Source organism: Roseibium aggregatum IAM 12614, assembly GCF_000168975.1.
Classification (GTDB): domain Bacteria; phylum Pseudomonadota; class Alphaproteobacteria; order Rhizobiales; family Stappiaceae; genus Roseibium; species Roseibium aggregatum.
The window spans coordinates 1-13,245 of the sequence record NZ_AAUW01000018.1 but is presented as its reverse complement, the minus strand read 5'-3'; the positions used below and the strand labels follow the sequence as shown (position 1 = coordinate 13,245).

The window sequence follows — 13,245 nt, the reverse complement described above, 5'->3', positions numbered from 1 at the left end:
TTTCTTTCGAGAGTCTGCTCTGTTTGGTCTCGTGATGAACGGCCCGTGCTGTAGGGTCGGAAGCGTTGGCGCAAGAACTCTTGGATGCCGCGAAACAGAAGCCGTGACGCCCCGCAACACCTCTTCAAGCAACAACCGCGGTTCGGCACGGATGAATCAGTTTTCCTGCCACTGCCCTGAGAGCTCAATCATCGCCAACAATTTGAGTGTATTGCCATAATAGTCCTCATCGGCAAGCGGAATACTGATCAGGGCTGACCACAGAGCATCAAGCCAGACCTGATCTCCATCGGGGTCACCGCTACCGGCAATTGCGGCAGCGGCAAACATGGCGATAAAGGCTGCGGAGCCGGTCGACTGATCCTCCGGGATGCTTCCGTCGAGCCGGTATGTCGTCGCGATCCGGAACGGGTCTTCTTTTGCCGCGCCGCGAATCCAGCGGTTGATCACCATGAGATGGTCTGCAGCACGCGTATCGTCTGTCTCAAGAAGATCGAGTGAAAGTCGCCAGGGAAATCTGAGGGCGTTCCAGGAATACTGGCCGTCGCCAGCGCCTTCCAGAAAGTCGGCTTCTGCTGGCCTTGGGTGTTCAGGAAGCCCGACCAGAAAATCCGGAACCAAACCGGTGTTTCCCGCGTAGTTCTCGGCGATATCACCCCACACCCGGTAGCCGCGATCGCGAATGGATGTCCAGCGTGGCGACAAATCGTCGGCGGCTTTTGCAAAGGCCGCGAAACTTGCCGGCATGAAGTCAGAAGACCGGGATGTCCCGGAGTAGTCCTCATCAACCGCCCAGTCGCCGAGGCGCATCATGCCGTCAGCCGTGACTTCTCGCTCCAGAATTGCCTGCTGGGCCTGATCGAAGGCCTCTCGGTAACCTCCCCATTTCTTGTCGGCCAGAAGAAGCGCCAAGGCCGTATCGAGATCGCCATCAGTTGCCGACATGTCGCCCCCGTTCGGTGCATCCTTGCAATCGCGGGTCTGGTTCCAGGCCATCAGGCCGGGGCCGGAGGCTGCCTGGTGCGCGTGATAGAAGGCAACCATGCTTGCGAAGTTTTCCTGCGCCTCCGGATCACGTGACGCCATTTTGACGAGCGTCAGCATGCCATATCCGTGTGCCTCGGAAACGGTGAGCGTGCCGGTGGCACTGCCGCCCCACGTTGGCTTCTCATCCCCCGACGTGTCGACGTAGGCGCCGCCGCACCCCTCATGGAGGTAGGTTTTCTTCCAGTCAGCCCAGAACCTGTCCAGAGCCGCCAGACGCTCCGCCTGCGGTTGCGATGGAAACAGGGGACGGGCTGCAACGGGCAGGAGCAGAAGAAGACACCAGACGAGCGTTGCAAGAAAACGGAACAACATATTTTCTCCTTGAAAACTGGAGTGCGCGATCTGTTCTACGACATGTCAAAGCTGCCCAGAAGCACAACAGCTTGGGGCAGCTTGAAATACACACACTGCGATCTGCGAACTGACGGTCTTCTTTCATTCCTGAGCGTTCGGAAATGAATGTGCCAAGTCATTCTGCCGTCCGCTTTTGAAGGTCCTGTGTGCCTTTAAACTCTCAAAGTCAGGGATTTTAAACATCAGTCCGAACTGGGCGGGCTCCTGCCAATCATCCGATCGTCCTGCGGGAAACCACCATAATGCAGACATGTCTCGGTTGCTGCGCCGATGCCTTTCCTGAGGGCTGCCGCGACATCTCCATATATTTTCCAATGCACCAGGAAGTTGGCGATGAAGGTGTCACCGGCGCCAGTCGTGTCGAGCGGTTCGATCCGTTCAGCGTCCTCGCTCCAGATTTCGCCGCCCTTGCTGGCAATTGCGCCTTTTGCGCCGCGCGTCACCACAACAAGCTTGTGGCCTCTGTTCAACAGCCGGCTCAATTCCGTTTCCGGCGAAACGTCCTCGCCTGCCGAGCTGAAGGCTACATCCATCGGTAATGAGGCATCATTCACCGCACAATCGATCGAACGTGTCGGTAAGGCACTGTTCAGACCGTGCAAACGGTCCGTCCCGTTCAGAAGGCCGAAGTGGATGTGATCCACGCGAGACAGCGCGGCGACGGCCGCGGCAGACGGAAAATAGGTGCCGCTCGCGCCGAATTCTTCAAATAGAAACTGGCGATCGCCAGACGCAGTGTGACCGATGTCGGTATACGCGGTGATTTCCGGACGGATTTCCAAGTGATCTGCGTTTACGCCGTTGGCAAGCAGGGTCTCGCGTGTCCAGGCGCCATCCTCGTCGTCACCGACTGCGCCGAAATAGGCTGAAGCCTGTCCTGCCTTTGCGAAATGGACAGCAACATTCAGTGCGTTTCCGCCAACTCTGGCGACGCCCTTCGAGACGTATCTGTCTATGCAATTGTCGCCAGCCGCGGCGAAGCGTAGTTTTTTCATCAAGGACTCCATTGAAACCCGGCAGTCCCGGGCAGGGCCCGGGCTTTGCCCGGGCCGCAACCGGCTTCAGTAGGCGACGCGCTTGTAATAACGTCGCGTTACCAACGGATGGTCGCGCATCACCTCAAGATGTGCGCTCAGCCGCTCGAGCAATGTCGCCATTACCGCAGGCGACAGCAATGCACGCATTTCAGGAGATAGCGAGCGGGGGGCGTAATCAGCGGTGTTGATGACGGTAAACCGGTCCGTATAGCCCGGAGCGAAAGCGGCAACGCGTTCCGCGAGAGCATCATAATCGTCCTCGCCGCGGAACAGAATGAGGCTCACCCCTTTTTCGATCAGTTCGAGCGGCCCATGAAAGAAGTCGGAGGCATGGACCGGACGCGTACGGATCCACTGCATCTCTTCAAGGATACAGGTGGCATAATACAGAGCTTCCGGCCACATGTTACCTGCGCCGGTGAACATATGATAGTCAGAGCCGGCGATGATTGAAGCGAATTCCTTGGCTTTAGGTTCAAAGGCGCGCTTGGCTTCAAGCAAGGCGTTGGGAACGGTCTGCATTTCCTCAACGAGCGCATCGTAGTTGTCGATTTCGCCGCGCGCCTTCATCACGGATAGTGCCACCAGAAGGGACTGGATGTAGAAGGATTCAGAAGACGTGTCGTCTTCGGCGAAGTTGACCAGCGCCGGATTGCCGCCGATGCCGAGCGGCGTATCGGCATGGCCCACCAGAGTGATGACGGTACAGCCTACTTCCTTGAGCTTGGTCAGCATCGCCACGCTCTCCTTCGTCGTGCCGGACAGCGACGGCATGACGACGATAGAATTGGCATTGAGGTTCACTCCGCCCGTGATCACGAGTTCGGCTGGATAGTCCTTAAAAACCGGGAACTGCGATCGGCGATGCAACAGTTGCACGGCCGGTTCCATCAGATAGGCAACGCCTCCGGTGCCGAGAAAGTAGAGGTTGGTCGCTCCTGCTTCGATTGCCGAGGCAATGGTCTTGTCGATGCTGGGGGCGAGGTCCACAGCACCTTTTTGTATGCCGACAAACCGGGTTTCATCGAAGTTGAACATGAGACAGTCCTTTGTGTTGGGCACGAGCAAGGTCATTCGCCAGCGCTTGCGCGTGGCGGTGAGGTCTCCGGGGAGACGAGATGGAGGTGCGCTTCTCAGCCGGTGAAAGCCGAGAGTCGCTCCGAAAGTTTTTTCGCACTCAGGCGCAGGTGGTCGCGGTGGCTTTCGAGCTCAGACGTATCCGATGCATGCCGTTGCTTCATTTCGGTGATCATGGCGCGCGTGGACGCCGGAGCCGGCCCTCCTTGTGTGTTCCGGCTGTTTACGGCCGAGACCGGATCCGTCCAGCTTTTCAGGGTATCGTCGGAGAGATCGAAGGTCCTGCCGATTTCCGCGTCCGCTGCGGTGTTGACCACGGTGGCGGTCAGACCGCTCGCGTCTTCGCCGCGGGCAATCACCATCTGCACAGCGCGACCGATGATATGATGAGCCTCCCGGAACGAGATCCCGTGTTCGCGAACAAGACCATCTGCGACATCCGTGGCGGTCGAGAAATTCTCCGAGCAGCGGGCCAGCAGCTTGTCGGCGTCCGGTTTTATCGTTTCAAAGACGAGCCGCAACAGTGGCAAGGCTTCTGCGAAGCGGGCGAAGGCAGGCCAGGAATCGGCCAGGCCTTCGCGCACGCTGTCGAGCCCGATCGAGTAGTTGGAACCCTTGACCGAAGACAGCGCACCTGCCAGGGCGCCGATGCTGCGACCTGCTTCGGCCCGGAAGTATTCCAGCGGCAGCATGTTTTTCTTCTGCGGCATGATGGAGGAGGTGCCGGCGACCCGATCAGGGAACGAGAAAGAGCCGAATTCCCAGGTGGTGAACGTATAGAGGTCCTGCGCCACCCTCGACAAAAGTACCTGACAGCTTGTCACCGCCCACAACAGTTCCGTCACGAAGTCTCGCGAGGCGACGGCATCCAGCCCCGGCGTGGCGACTCTGGAGAAACCGAGGAGCTCCGCCGTAAGCTGCCGGTCGATCGGGAAGGAGGTTCCGGCAAAAGCCGCAGAACCGAGTGGGCAGGCATCTGCGCGCGGGTAGACCGCAGCCAAGCGTTCGTATTCGCGTTCGAGACCGCGCGCGACATTGGCGAGATAGTAGCCGAAGGTGATCGGTTGGGCAGGCTGCAGATGGGTGTAACCCGGCATGACCGTATCGGCATATCGCTCAGCGGCATCGAGGCATGCATTGCGCGCGGCGAGGAGGTGTCCAAGCAGGTGCGAACACCAATCGCGCGTCAGCATGCGATCGAGGGTGGAGCCGATATCATTGCGGCTTCTGCCGATGTGCAACCAGCCTGCCAAAGACTTGCCGGTCACTTCGCCCAGCCGGTTTTCGAATGCGAAATAGCTATCCTCGAACCGCGGATCGAGATCGATCTTGTCCGGGCCATCTTCGCGCACCCTGGCGATGCCGCGCAGGAGGGAGGCGGCCGTGTCGCGGTCGATCAGCCCGCATTCCGCGAGCATAAGCGCATGCGCCTCGTTGAGCGCGCACATCCGGTCGAGGGCTGCGACGTCGAAGCTGCCCAGGGACGGCGCATAGATCGCGGTCGCAACTTCCGGCGCTGTCGCTTCGGCCAGTCTTGAACTTACGGAGTTCTGCATGATTGTGAACCTCGGAATTGAATAATTGTCTGGCCAGTGTTGGAAATTCGGCCGGACAGGAAGCGTAATGTCGGCCGTTGCCAACCTGATTTGGCCGTCATCGAAATCCGATTCCTGAGCACAACATTCGAAATCGGGCGAAGGGCCGGGTTGCGCCGGTCTCCCTGCCGGCAAGAGGGCAAATCGGGATCTCCCGGTTACACGTCGCGACGCTTGGCAAGAAAACGGACTTGATCATGCGCTTGTCTGCACCGTGGCTTCGATGTCGTGGATACGGGATTCTATTCGGTCTTCGTTGGCATCTCCGCGATAGGGCCGCTTGTAAAAGGCTTCGAGGCGCCCGCCGGCAAACGAGATCAGGCTGCACAGGATGAAATAGACCACCAGTATCGAGCCGTAGACCAGGTAAGCGGGGCTGCCGCCGCGCATGATGGTCGTCTGCTCGATGAGGATCTGTCCGCTGCGCAGCAACTCCTGCGCGCCGACCACGGCGCCGAGCGATGTCGCCTGCACGACGGCAGTCATGAGGCCGACATAGGGGGGGATGATGACCGGCATCGCCTGCGGGAGAACGATGAGAAGGAGTGTCTTGGCGGGACCGAAGTTGAACGCGGCTGCGGCTTCGCGCTGTCCGTTGCCGACAGAATTCAGGCCGGCGCGCAGGATCTGCGCGCCATTGGCGCCGCCCCAGACAGATATGGCGATACAAGCCGACCAGAACGGACCGAAACCCAGACCGACCAGTGGCAGCATGAAATAGACCATCAGGACATTCACCATCAGAGGAATGTCCCTGAGGACTTCGACCAGTGTGTATCCGGCGATCCGTATGACACGCTGCCTGGATCGCACTGCGATCACGAGGACGATGGCGACCATGGTCGTTCCCGCTGCGACGACCAGCGACATCAACAGCGTCTGGATGAACCCCGAAAACAGAAAAACGCGGTATTCGTAGAGAAGGGACATTGCTTATCTTCCCTCATAAGGCCGGTTGAGCCGGCGCTCGAGACGATGTCCGAGGCCGGACACGGCGAGCACGATGACCAGGTAGATCACGCAGATGCTGAGGAACATTTCGGTCGCGCGAAACTCATAGGCGATCCGGTCCACCGCCACGAAAGTCAGTTCGACGAGGCCGATGGCCTGCAGATAGGCCGAATTCTTGATCGTGCTGACGACGGTGTTGAGTGTCGAGGGGAGGGCGGAGCGTGCCGCTATCGGAAGCACGACGAGCAGTGCGTGCTGCCATCGGCGCAGGCCGAGCGAGGCGGACGTATTGTGGATGTCCTTGCTGACTGAACTCAGCCCGGCACGGAAGCTCTCGATATGAAACACGCTCGCCCAGATAGACAACGCAACCACACCGGACCAGAACACCGAAAGCGTAAGCCCCAGGTTCGGCAGGCCGTAGAAGACGAAAAAGACCTGAACCAGGTACGGCGTGCCGCGAATGAACTCGACATAGGCCGCGACTGCGTAGCCGACGATTTTCAGTGGCGACATGCGCAAGGCGCAGCCGATCAGGCCCATCAGGAGAGACAAAAGGATGGCGAGGACACTCACCAAGAGAGTCATTTTGAGACCTTGAAGGAGGTCCGGAACAGCATCCCAGATATATCCCCAGTCGATGATAGTCATGTGCGTTCCATGCTGTGCTGATCAAACCGGATGAGGCGGGGGAAGCCCCCGCCTCGCTGCTCGATTACAGTTGCGGCGCTTCTTCCAGGAAGCCACGCTTCATGACGTCCACGACGGCCGGCTCCTCCACGAACTCCGGGATAACGGTTTCGTAGAAATTGTCCGCGCGCAGCTTGTCGAGAGCCGCGTTGACGAAAGCCTTGAGTTCCGGTTCTCCCTTGCGCAAGCCGATGCCGTTGACGCCAAGGTCCAGACCTTCTTCGACAACACGAAGATCTTCGTAGTTGCCACCGAGCGTGTAGATAAGGCCGCCGTCGCCGACGAAGCCTTCGGCGCGGCCCTGGATAAGAGCCTGCACGCCATCAGCCGTGGTATTCAACTGCATCATCTCGATGTCGGGGATGTTCTCTTCCAGCCACTTGATCTGCGAGCCGCCCTTGACGATCAGCAGTGTCTTGCCTTCTAGATCAGAAAGTTTCTGGACGGGGCTGTCTTTTTGAACAAGCACGTTGGACGTGCCCCAGAAATAGATGTTGGAGAAATCGATCACCTCTTCCCGTGCCGGGAACCGGCCGAGGGTGGCGAGGATCAGGTCGAGCTTGCCGGAGTTGAGGGAGGAAATACGCGCCTCGCTCGTGACGCAGGACAGTTCCGCGCCATCTTCCGAACCGAATGCGAATTCACCGATCTTCTTGGCCATCTCCACTTCGATGCCCATCGGCTTGCCGTCGACACCGGTCGCACCGAATGGCGGGCTGTCACACTTCACACCAATGCGGATCTTACCCTGTTCCTTGATCATCTCCGGCAGAGGAGGAAACTCCTGTGCCATCGCCGGAACAGCGCTGCCTGCAATAGTTGCGGCAATAAGCAGTGCGCCAACGGATCTCAATGTCATTCTCATGGCATTCTCCTTTCCCTGGGACTAATTTCAATAATCGCGGGTCCATCGCCCCCTCTGGGACCCGAAACCCTATGGGGTCAGTGCAGGATCTGGCTCAGGAAGCGGCGCGTCCGCTCCTCTTTCGGATTGTCGAAGAACTCTTCTGGCGAAGCGCTCTCGATAACGGTGCCCTGGTCCATGAAGATGACGCGGTCGGCGACCTGCCGGGCAAATCCCATTTCGTGGGTGACACAAATCATGGTCATGCCTTCGCTGGCGAGCTCCGCCATTGTGTCGAGAACCTCGCGGACCAGCTCCGGATCAAGTGCGGACGTCGGCTCGTCGAACAGCATGATGTCTGGCGCCATGCATAAAGAGCGTGCGATCGCGACGCGCTGCTGCTGACCGCCCGAAAGCTGGCTCGGATATTTGTTGACCTGATCGGGAATGCGCACACGCTCGAGATAGTGCAGGGCGCGCTCTTCCGCCTCTTTGCGGGAACGCCCGCTCACCCATCGCTGGGCCAGGGTGCAATTGTCGAGGATTGTCAGGTGCGGATAGAGGTTGAAGTTCTGAAACACCATTCCGACCCTGCGCCGCACAAGGTCGATGTTCTGACGCGTGCCGTCGACCTCGATTCCATCCACCACGATCGTGCCGGATTGATGCTCTTCCAGCCGGTTGACGCACCGGATCAGTGTGGATTTGCCGGATCCGGATGGGCCGCAAACGACGACCTTTTCGCCGCCGGCCACTTTCAGGTCAATGTCGCGAAGGACGTGCAGCGCGCCGTACCATTTGTTGACCTTGCTGAACGTAATTCCCTGCTGATCCGTAGGCGAATTCGCCATCCGTCTCCCCCTTGGCTGGCTTGTGCCGATGTGGCACCTCAACTTGTTTGACAACTGTGCGCCTTGTTGTGGTTTTCTGTCAATCCATGTGACGTAAATTTTTCAATGAATTTATAAATACCTGAAAATTAACAGTTTTATGTTATTTATCAATCTCTCGTTTGACGTTAGTTGTTAGACAATATAGACTTTTAGCTCGGGTGTGAGCAGACAGGCAGCGTTGTGTGACACTTCAGTTTCGTCCGCTGCACCGGAGTGTGCCGCGAAGGCATCAGGGGATGTGAAAAGGCATGATGGAGCATCGGGAAATCGAAACGGAGGGTGGTGAGAAGCCCGCGGTCGGACTGATCGTGGCGGGCGGGACGCTCAACGCGATTGCAGAAGACCCTTTCGAAGTGTGCGATTACGGGCAAGTTCCCGCGCTGGACGCAAAAGCCCTGCTGCGCCGCTTCGGTGACTATCGGGACGTTGTCGCGCTGCCCTGCGATCCATTGCCTAGCTTCGACATGGGGCCGGCTTCCTGGCAGGCAATCTGCCGCACCTGCACGGAAGCCTATGCTTCCCGGCCGGGCATGAAGGGTTTCGTGCTGACGCATGGCACCGGCTCGCTGGAGGAAGCCGCATACTATCTGTCGCTCGCATGGGAGCTTGACGTGCCGTTGGTGATAACCGGAGCGCAGCGTCCCGCATCGGCCGCCAGCAGCGACGGACCGATGAACCTTCATCACGCAATTGCCACCGCCAGAGACGAACGTTTGCGTGACGCGAATGTTGTCGTTGCCGTAGACGCTGAACTGCACGATCCGGTCGATGTAACCAAGACATCGAATACCCGCCTCGATACATTTCAATCGCCGTGGGCCGGGCCGATAGGCCGCTTCACCGGAGCGCGGCTAGACTTCTTTCGCCGCCCGCTCTCGCCCGGGATCAAGATTGGAGGGGCGACCGGTCGCGACCTGCCGCGTGTCGATATTCTTTATTGCCACAGCGGCGGCGACGCGGCCGCTGTTGAGGCTTTTGCAGCAGCTGGGGCACAGGGAATTGTGATCGCCGGCTTCGCGCCCGGCTACGCGACCAGCACACAGGCGCAAGCTTTGGCAAACTGGTCGCGTGAGCGGGGTGGCGTCGTCGTCAGCGCCTCAAGGGGGGGCGGCCGTGTTCCGCATAACAGCCGCAACTCGGCCTACGGGTTCCTCCCTGCGGGTGTTCTCTCGCCCGTGAAAGCACGAATTCTGTTGCAATCGGCTCTTTCACAACAAAAAACTCAACGCGAGATTGCGGAATTGTTCGACACGCTGGGAGAGGACTAGAACAAGGCATGGAGAAGCCAAAAAACGGCGGTATCGAAAACCTGCGCATGGCAGTTCTGGATATGATTCAGAGTGAAGGACTTGCGCTCGGGGACAAACTTCCCACTGAGAAGGCGATGGCGGAACGCTTTCAGGTGTCGCGCCCAACGCTGCGCGAGGCGTTGAAGCTTCTGGAGCGCGATGCGGTCATCGAGGCGCAGCAAGGAAAAGGCAGGTTCATTGCGGCCGGCGCAGCATTGAGTATCGCCCGACCCATCACCAAGTTCGAGAGTGTATCGGACATGGTGCGAAGTCATGGATATAACGCGCAAACCACGGTTTTGGGCTTTTCCACACTCCCTGCGGACGAGGAGATTGCTGTCGCGCTCAGTCTGGAAACAGGTTCGCCGGTTCTCCGGGTTGAACGTCTACGCCATGCAAAAGGCGAACCGCTTGTCTATTCGGTCGATTGGATACCGCAGAAACTGTTCGGCAACGGTGTTCATGGCGAGGCGGACTGGGCGGGCTCGATCGTAGATTTGCTTGCCGATATCGACAAGCGGCCGGTTGCATCAACGGCAACGGTCAAATCGGTGATGTTGCCCGACATGGTCGTTCGAATGCACAATCTGGAGACTTTCGGTTCCGCCTTGCTGATCGAGGAGATCTGCTATTCGGCGGACGGCTCAAGAGTCATATTCGCGCAGGACTATCACCGCGGTTCCGCGTTTTCGTTCAGTTTTGTCAGAAAATAGTTCATCGTCTGAAAACGAAGCCCGGGGAAGGTCACTTCCCCGGGCTTCGTGTCGTTACGGCGTCTTGTCCTGCTCACATCATGCTGGGGATGAAGAGCACGATGGCCGGAAACGCCAGGATGATGGCGACCCGTGCCACATCCACCAGCAGAAAGGCCCAGAGCCCGCGGAAGATGGTGGCCAGTGACACGTCTTTCAGAACTGATTTCAGCACGAAGGCATTCAGTCCGACCGGGGGCGTGATGTAGCTGAGCTCGGTGACGATAACCACATAGATGCCGAACCAGATCAGATCGTAGCCGAGATGGGCGACGATCGGATAGAAGATGGGCACGGTGAGCGTGATCATCGACAGCCCCTCCAGCACGCAGCCCAGCACGAGATAGATGGCCGTGATCAGGAGCAGCGCCAGAAGCGGGTTGCCCACGCCGGTCACCAGTGTCTGGATTTCTCCACCCATGCCGGAAATATTGACGTAATTGGCGAAGGTCAGCGCCCCGAACAGGATCAGGAACATGCTGGCTGTCGTTTTCGCTGTGTCGTAAAGGGTCTTGAGCAACTCCGCCATCGTCATCCGGCGCTGCAGAACGACCAGCAGAAACGCTCCACCGGCCCCCATGCCCGCGCTTTCGGTCGGCGTGAAGATCCCGAGATAGATCCCTCCCATCACGAAGATGAAGAGGCCGAGAGCTCCGACGATGCCCTTGAGTGCCCGCAAGCGTTCCTTCAGCGGCAGCTTCGGTTCGGTTTCCAGATCGACATGACGTGAGGCAACCGAAATGCGCACGGCGACAACATAAAGCAGCACGCCGATGATGCCCGGAACGATACCGGCCAGAAACAGCTTGCCGATATCCTGCTGGGTCATGATGCCGTAGAACACGAGAATGACCGACGGCGGTATCAGAATGCCGAGGGTGCCACCGGCTGCGATCGAAGCTGTCGAGAGCGAGTCCGGATAGTGAAAGCGGCGCATGGACGGCATGGCGATTTTAGCCATGGTCGAGGCCGTTGCCAGCGATGAGCCGCAGACCGAGGAGAAGCCGCCGCAGGCAACCACGGTTGCCATCGCCAGCCCGCCCTTGCGGTGCCGCAACCAGGCATAAGCGGCCGCATAAAGATCGTTGGCGATCCCGGACTGCACGACGAAGTTACCCATCATCAGGAACAGCGGCAGGATCGACAGCGAATAGGCCCGGCTGTTGTCGAAGAAGGTTTGCCCGAGCAGCGCGAAGGAGGGTTCGATCCCGATAAGCGCTGCCGTTCCGACAACGCCAACCAGAGCCAACGCCAGGCCGATTGGAATGTTGAGGAACAAGAGCGCGAACAGGACCGCGATACCTATATGCCAGTCACCCAACGTCTTTCCTCCGAACAATATCAGCAAGGCAGATGAGTGCCGCGATCATGCACAGAACCGATACTAGGTATCCAAGCGGTGCGAGGGGCAGCTTGAGCGTTGGGGTGATCCCGTTGTAACTGGCGAACTGGTCGCCGATGATCCAGAGCCGCCATGAAACCATGACCAGCACGCCCGCAGACACCAGCGCCACCAGCTTGGAAAGAAGCGCTGCCGCGGGGCTGCTCAGTCTTTCCGCAACGATATCCACAGAGACGTGGTCGCCATCGAGGCTGGCGGCCGGCAGACCTGTGAAAATGACGGCTGCGAGAATGAGTTCCGTCAGTTCCGAGGCACCGGGTACCGGCGAATTGAACAGGTAACGGCCCAGGACGTCGGCGATCGTCAGGCCCATCATCGTAAGCAAGAGCACGGCGCAGACGAGCGCAATGCCCCTGCGAAGCCAGCGGTCGATGCCGCTGGCTTCCATATTGGCCAGGCTCATTCGGCTTCCAACTTCGAGATTTCCTGGAGGAGCATCTCGTAAGCTGCGGCACCATCGACGCCCGCTTCCGTTACCAGAGCGATATTGGCATCCACGACCGGCTTGAAACGCTCGCGCAACTGCTCGATTTCCGCGTCGCTGGCCTGATAGATGTTGATCTTTTCCTGCAAGGCTTCCTTGCCGACCGCATCGGCCTGATTCCACATTTCGCCGGCACGGCGTGCAAGCGGCTCACCGAGAAGGGTTGAAATGGCTGCCCTGTCTTCTTCCGGCAAAGAGTTCCACTTGTCCTCGTTCATGACCATCATGAACGCAGTGTTGTAGACGCCGCCTTCGGCGACGAAAGCCGAGCTCAACAGGTCGTTGAGACGGAAGAAGTTGACGGTCTCCCAGGGGAAGAAGATCCCGTCGGCAATACGCTGGCTCAGAAGTTCGTAGGACTTCGAGGACGGCCCCTCGATGGGAACGGCATCAAGCAGCTCGGCAAGGTCATGGGCAACAACGCTGCCGACGCGGATCTTCTGGCCGGCGATGTCGTCGACGCTCTTGATCTCGGAGGATGAGAAGATTTCGCCCGGACCATGGGTGTGGACCGCCAGAACCTTGACGCCTTCGTATTCGCCGGCCTGTTGCAGCATCGCTTCATGGACACGCCAATAGGCGACGGAGGTGACGACGGCATCGTCGCTGAGGAACGGCATTTCGGCGATAGCCGAGGTCTTGAAGCGGCCCGGAGTGTATCCCTGAACCGAGTAGCCCATGTCCACGATGCCGTTCTTCACCAGATCGAAGGTTGCGGGAGGCGGGGCGAGCGGGGCAGGCAGCATATTCACCTTCACCCGGCCTTCGGTCACCCGTTCGATGTCCTTTGCAAAAGGGACGATCAGTTCTGAAACCTGCGGGTGGGACGG

General features: G+C 58.9%; 13 protein-coding genes. 2 read left to right on the top strand and 11 right to left on the bottom strand.

Annotated features, from left to right (window positions below; all coding sequences use genetic code 11):
* Nucleotides 1-156: 156 nt before the first annotated feature.
* From SIAM614_RS21865 to SIAM614_RS21830, 8 genes are all read right to left on the bottom strand, one after another.
* Nucleotides 157-1,359 carry a glycosyl hydrolase family 8 gene (locus SIAM614_RS21865; RefSeq protein ID WP_006937994.1) on the bottom strand — a complete coding sequence of 401 codons (1,203 nt, stop codon included), beginning with the start codon at nt 1,357-1,359 and terminating at the stop codon, nt 157-159.
* A 224-nt stretch (nt 1,360-1,583) separates the two neighbouring features.
* Nucleotides 1,584-2,396 carry a PfkB family carbohydrate kinase gene (locus tag SIAM614_RS21860; RefSeq protein WP_006937993.1) on the bottom strand — a complete coding sequence of 271 codons (813 nt, stop codon included), beginning with the start codon at nt 2,394-2,396 and terminating at the stop codon, nt 1,584-1,586.
* A 66-nt stretch (nt 2,397-2,462) separates the two neighbouring features.
* Nucleotides 2,463-3,476: an SIS domain-containing protein gene (locus tag SIAM614_RS21855; RefSeq protein ID WP_040440852.1), complete on the bottom strand. Its 1,014-nt coding sequence runs from the start codon at nt 3,474-3,476 to the stop codon at nt 2,463-2,465.
* Nucleotides 3,477-3,571: 95 nt separating this feature from the next.
* On the bottom strand, nt 3,572-5,071 hold the full coding sequence (argH, locus tag SIAM614_RS21850) for an argininosuccinate lyase (protein WP_006937991.1): 1,500 nt from the start codon (nt 5,069-5,071) through the stop codon (nt 3,572-3,574).
* A gap of 234 nt (nt 5,072-5,305) precedes the next feature.
* Nucleotides 5,306-6,040 carry an amino acid ABC transporter permease gene (locus tag SIAM614_RS21845; RefSeq protein ID WP_006937990.1) on the bottom strand — a complete coding sequence of 245 codons (735 nt, stop codon included), beginning with the start codon at nt 6,038-6,040 and terminating at the stop codon, nt 5,306-5,308.
* Between the two features lie 3 nt (nt 6,041-6,043).
* On the bottom strand, nt 6,044-6,712 hold the full coding sequence (locus SIAM614_RS21840) for an amino acid ABC transporter permease (RefSeq protein ID WP_006937989.1): 669 nt from the start codon (nt 6,710-6,712) through the stop codon (nt 6,044-6,046).
* A gap of 64 nt (nt 6,713-6,776) precedes the next feature.
* Nucleotides 6,777-7,610 (bottom strand): transporter substrate-binding domain-containing protein, encoded by an 834-nt coding sequence (locus SIAM614_RS21835; protein ID WP_006937988.1) that lies wholly within the window; start codon nt 7,608-7,610, stop codon nt 6,777-6,779.
* Nucleotides 7,611-7,693: 83 nt separating this feature from the next.
* Nucleotides 7,694-8,446: an amino acid ABC transporter ATP-binding protein gene (locus SIAM614_RS21830; RefSeq protein WP_006937987.1), complete on the bottom strand. Its 753-nt coding sequence runs from the start codon at nt 8,444-8,446 to the stop codon at nt 7,694-7,696.
* 290 nt (nt 8,447-8,736) lie between these two features.
* Here SIAM614_RS21830 and SIAM614_RS21825 point away from each other — a divergent pair, with 290 nt between their 5' ends.
* Both SIAM614_RS21825 and SIAM614_RS21820 read left to right on the top strand, forming a co-directional pair.
* Nucleotides 8,737-9,756, top strand: coding sequence for an asparaginase (locus SIAM614_RS21825; RefSeq protein WP_006937986.1), 1,020 nt, complete (start codon nt 8,737-8,739; stop codon nt 9,754-9,756).
* An 8-nt stretch (nt 9,757-9,764) separates the two neighbouring features.
* The gene (locus SIAM614_RS21820; RefSeq protein ID WP_006937985.1) at nt 9,765-10,490 is read left to right on the top strand and encodes a GntR family transcriptional regulator; all 726 of its coding nucleotides are present in this window, start codon (nt 9,765-9,767) and stop codon (nt 10,488-10,490) included.
* A 73-nt stretch (nt 10,491-10,563) separates the two neighbouring features.
* Here SIAM614_RS21820 and SIAM614_RS21815 read toward each other — a convergent pair whose 3' ends face one another.
* From SIAM614_RS21815 to SIAM614_RS21805, 3 genes are all read right to left on the bottom strand, one after another.
* The gene (locus tag SIAM614_RS21815) at nt 10,564-11,850 is read right to left on the bottom strand and encodes a TRAP transporter large permease (protein ID WP_006937984.1); all 1,287 of its coding nucleotides are present in this window, start codon (nt 11,848-11,850) and stop codon (nt 10,564-10,566) included.
* The gene (locus SIAM614_RS21810; protein WP_006937983.1) at nt 11,843-12,334 is read right to left on the bottom strand and encodes a TRAP transporter small permease; all 492 of its coding nucleotides are present in this window, start codon (nt 12,332-12,334) and stop codon (nt 11,843-11,845) included. Before SIAM614_RS21810 ends, SIAM614_RS21815 begins: the two co-directional genes overlap by 8 nt.
* A partial coding sequence (locus tag SIAM614_RS21805) for a TRAP transporter substrate-binding protein (RefSeq protein WP_006937982.1) occupies nt 12,331-13,245 on the bottom strand: 915 nt, incomplete at its 5' end. The genes SIAM614_RS21810 and SIAM614_RS21805, both read right to left, overlap by 4 nt.

What these genes read in the sequence shown, in the direction of transcription:
- SIAM614_RS21810 (WP_006937983.1), bottom strand. Translation starts at nt 12,334, where the DNA reads ATGAGCCTGGCCAATATGGAAGCCAGCGGCATCGACCGCTGGCTTCGC.
- SIAM614_RS21825 (WP_006937986.1), top strand. Translation starts at nt 8,737, where the DNA reads ATGATGGAGCATCGGGAAATCGAAACGGAGGGTGGTGAGAAGCCCGCG.
- SIAM614_RS21835 (WP_006937988.1), bottom strand. Translation starts at nt 7,610, where the DNA reads ATGACATTGAGATCCGTTGGCGCACTGCTTATTGCCGCAACTATTGCA.
- SIAM614_RS21830 (WP_006937987.1), bottom strand. Translation starts at nt 8,446, where the DNA reads ATGGCGAATTCGCCTACGGATCAGCAGGGAATTACGTTCAGCAAGGTC.
- SIAM614_RS21865 (WP_006937994.1), bottom strand. Translation starts at nt 1,359, where the DNA reads ATGTTGTTCCGTTTTCTTGCAACGCTCGTCTGGTGTCTTCTTCTGCTC.
- SIAM614_RS21855 (WP_040440852.1), bottom strand. Translation starts at nt 3,476, where the DNA reads ATGTTCAACTTCGATGAAACCCGGTTTGTCGGCATACAAAAAGGTGCT.
- SIAM614_RS21840 (WP_006937989.1), bottom strand. Translation starts at nt 6,712, where the DNA reads ATGACTATCATCGACTGGGGATATATCTGGGATGCTGTTCCGGACCTC.
- SIAM614_RS21860 (WP_006937993.1), bottom strand. Translation starts at nt 2,396, where the DNA reads ATGAAAAAACTACGCTTCGCCGCGGCTGGCGACAATTGCATAGACAGA.
- argH (WP_006937991.1), bottom strand. Translation starts at nt 5,071, where the DNA reads ATGCAGAACTCCGTAAGTTCAAGACTGGCCGAAGCGACAGCGCCGGAA.
- SIAM614_RS21845 (WP_006937990.1), bottom strand. Translation starts at nt 6,040, where the DNA reads ATGTCCCTTCTCTACGAATACCGCGTTTTTCTGTTTTCGGGGTTCATC.
- SIAM614_RS21820 (WP_006937985.1), top strand. Translation starts at nt 9,765, where the DNA reads ATGGAGAAGCCAAAAAACGGCGGTATCGAAAACCTGCGCATGGCAGTT.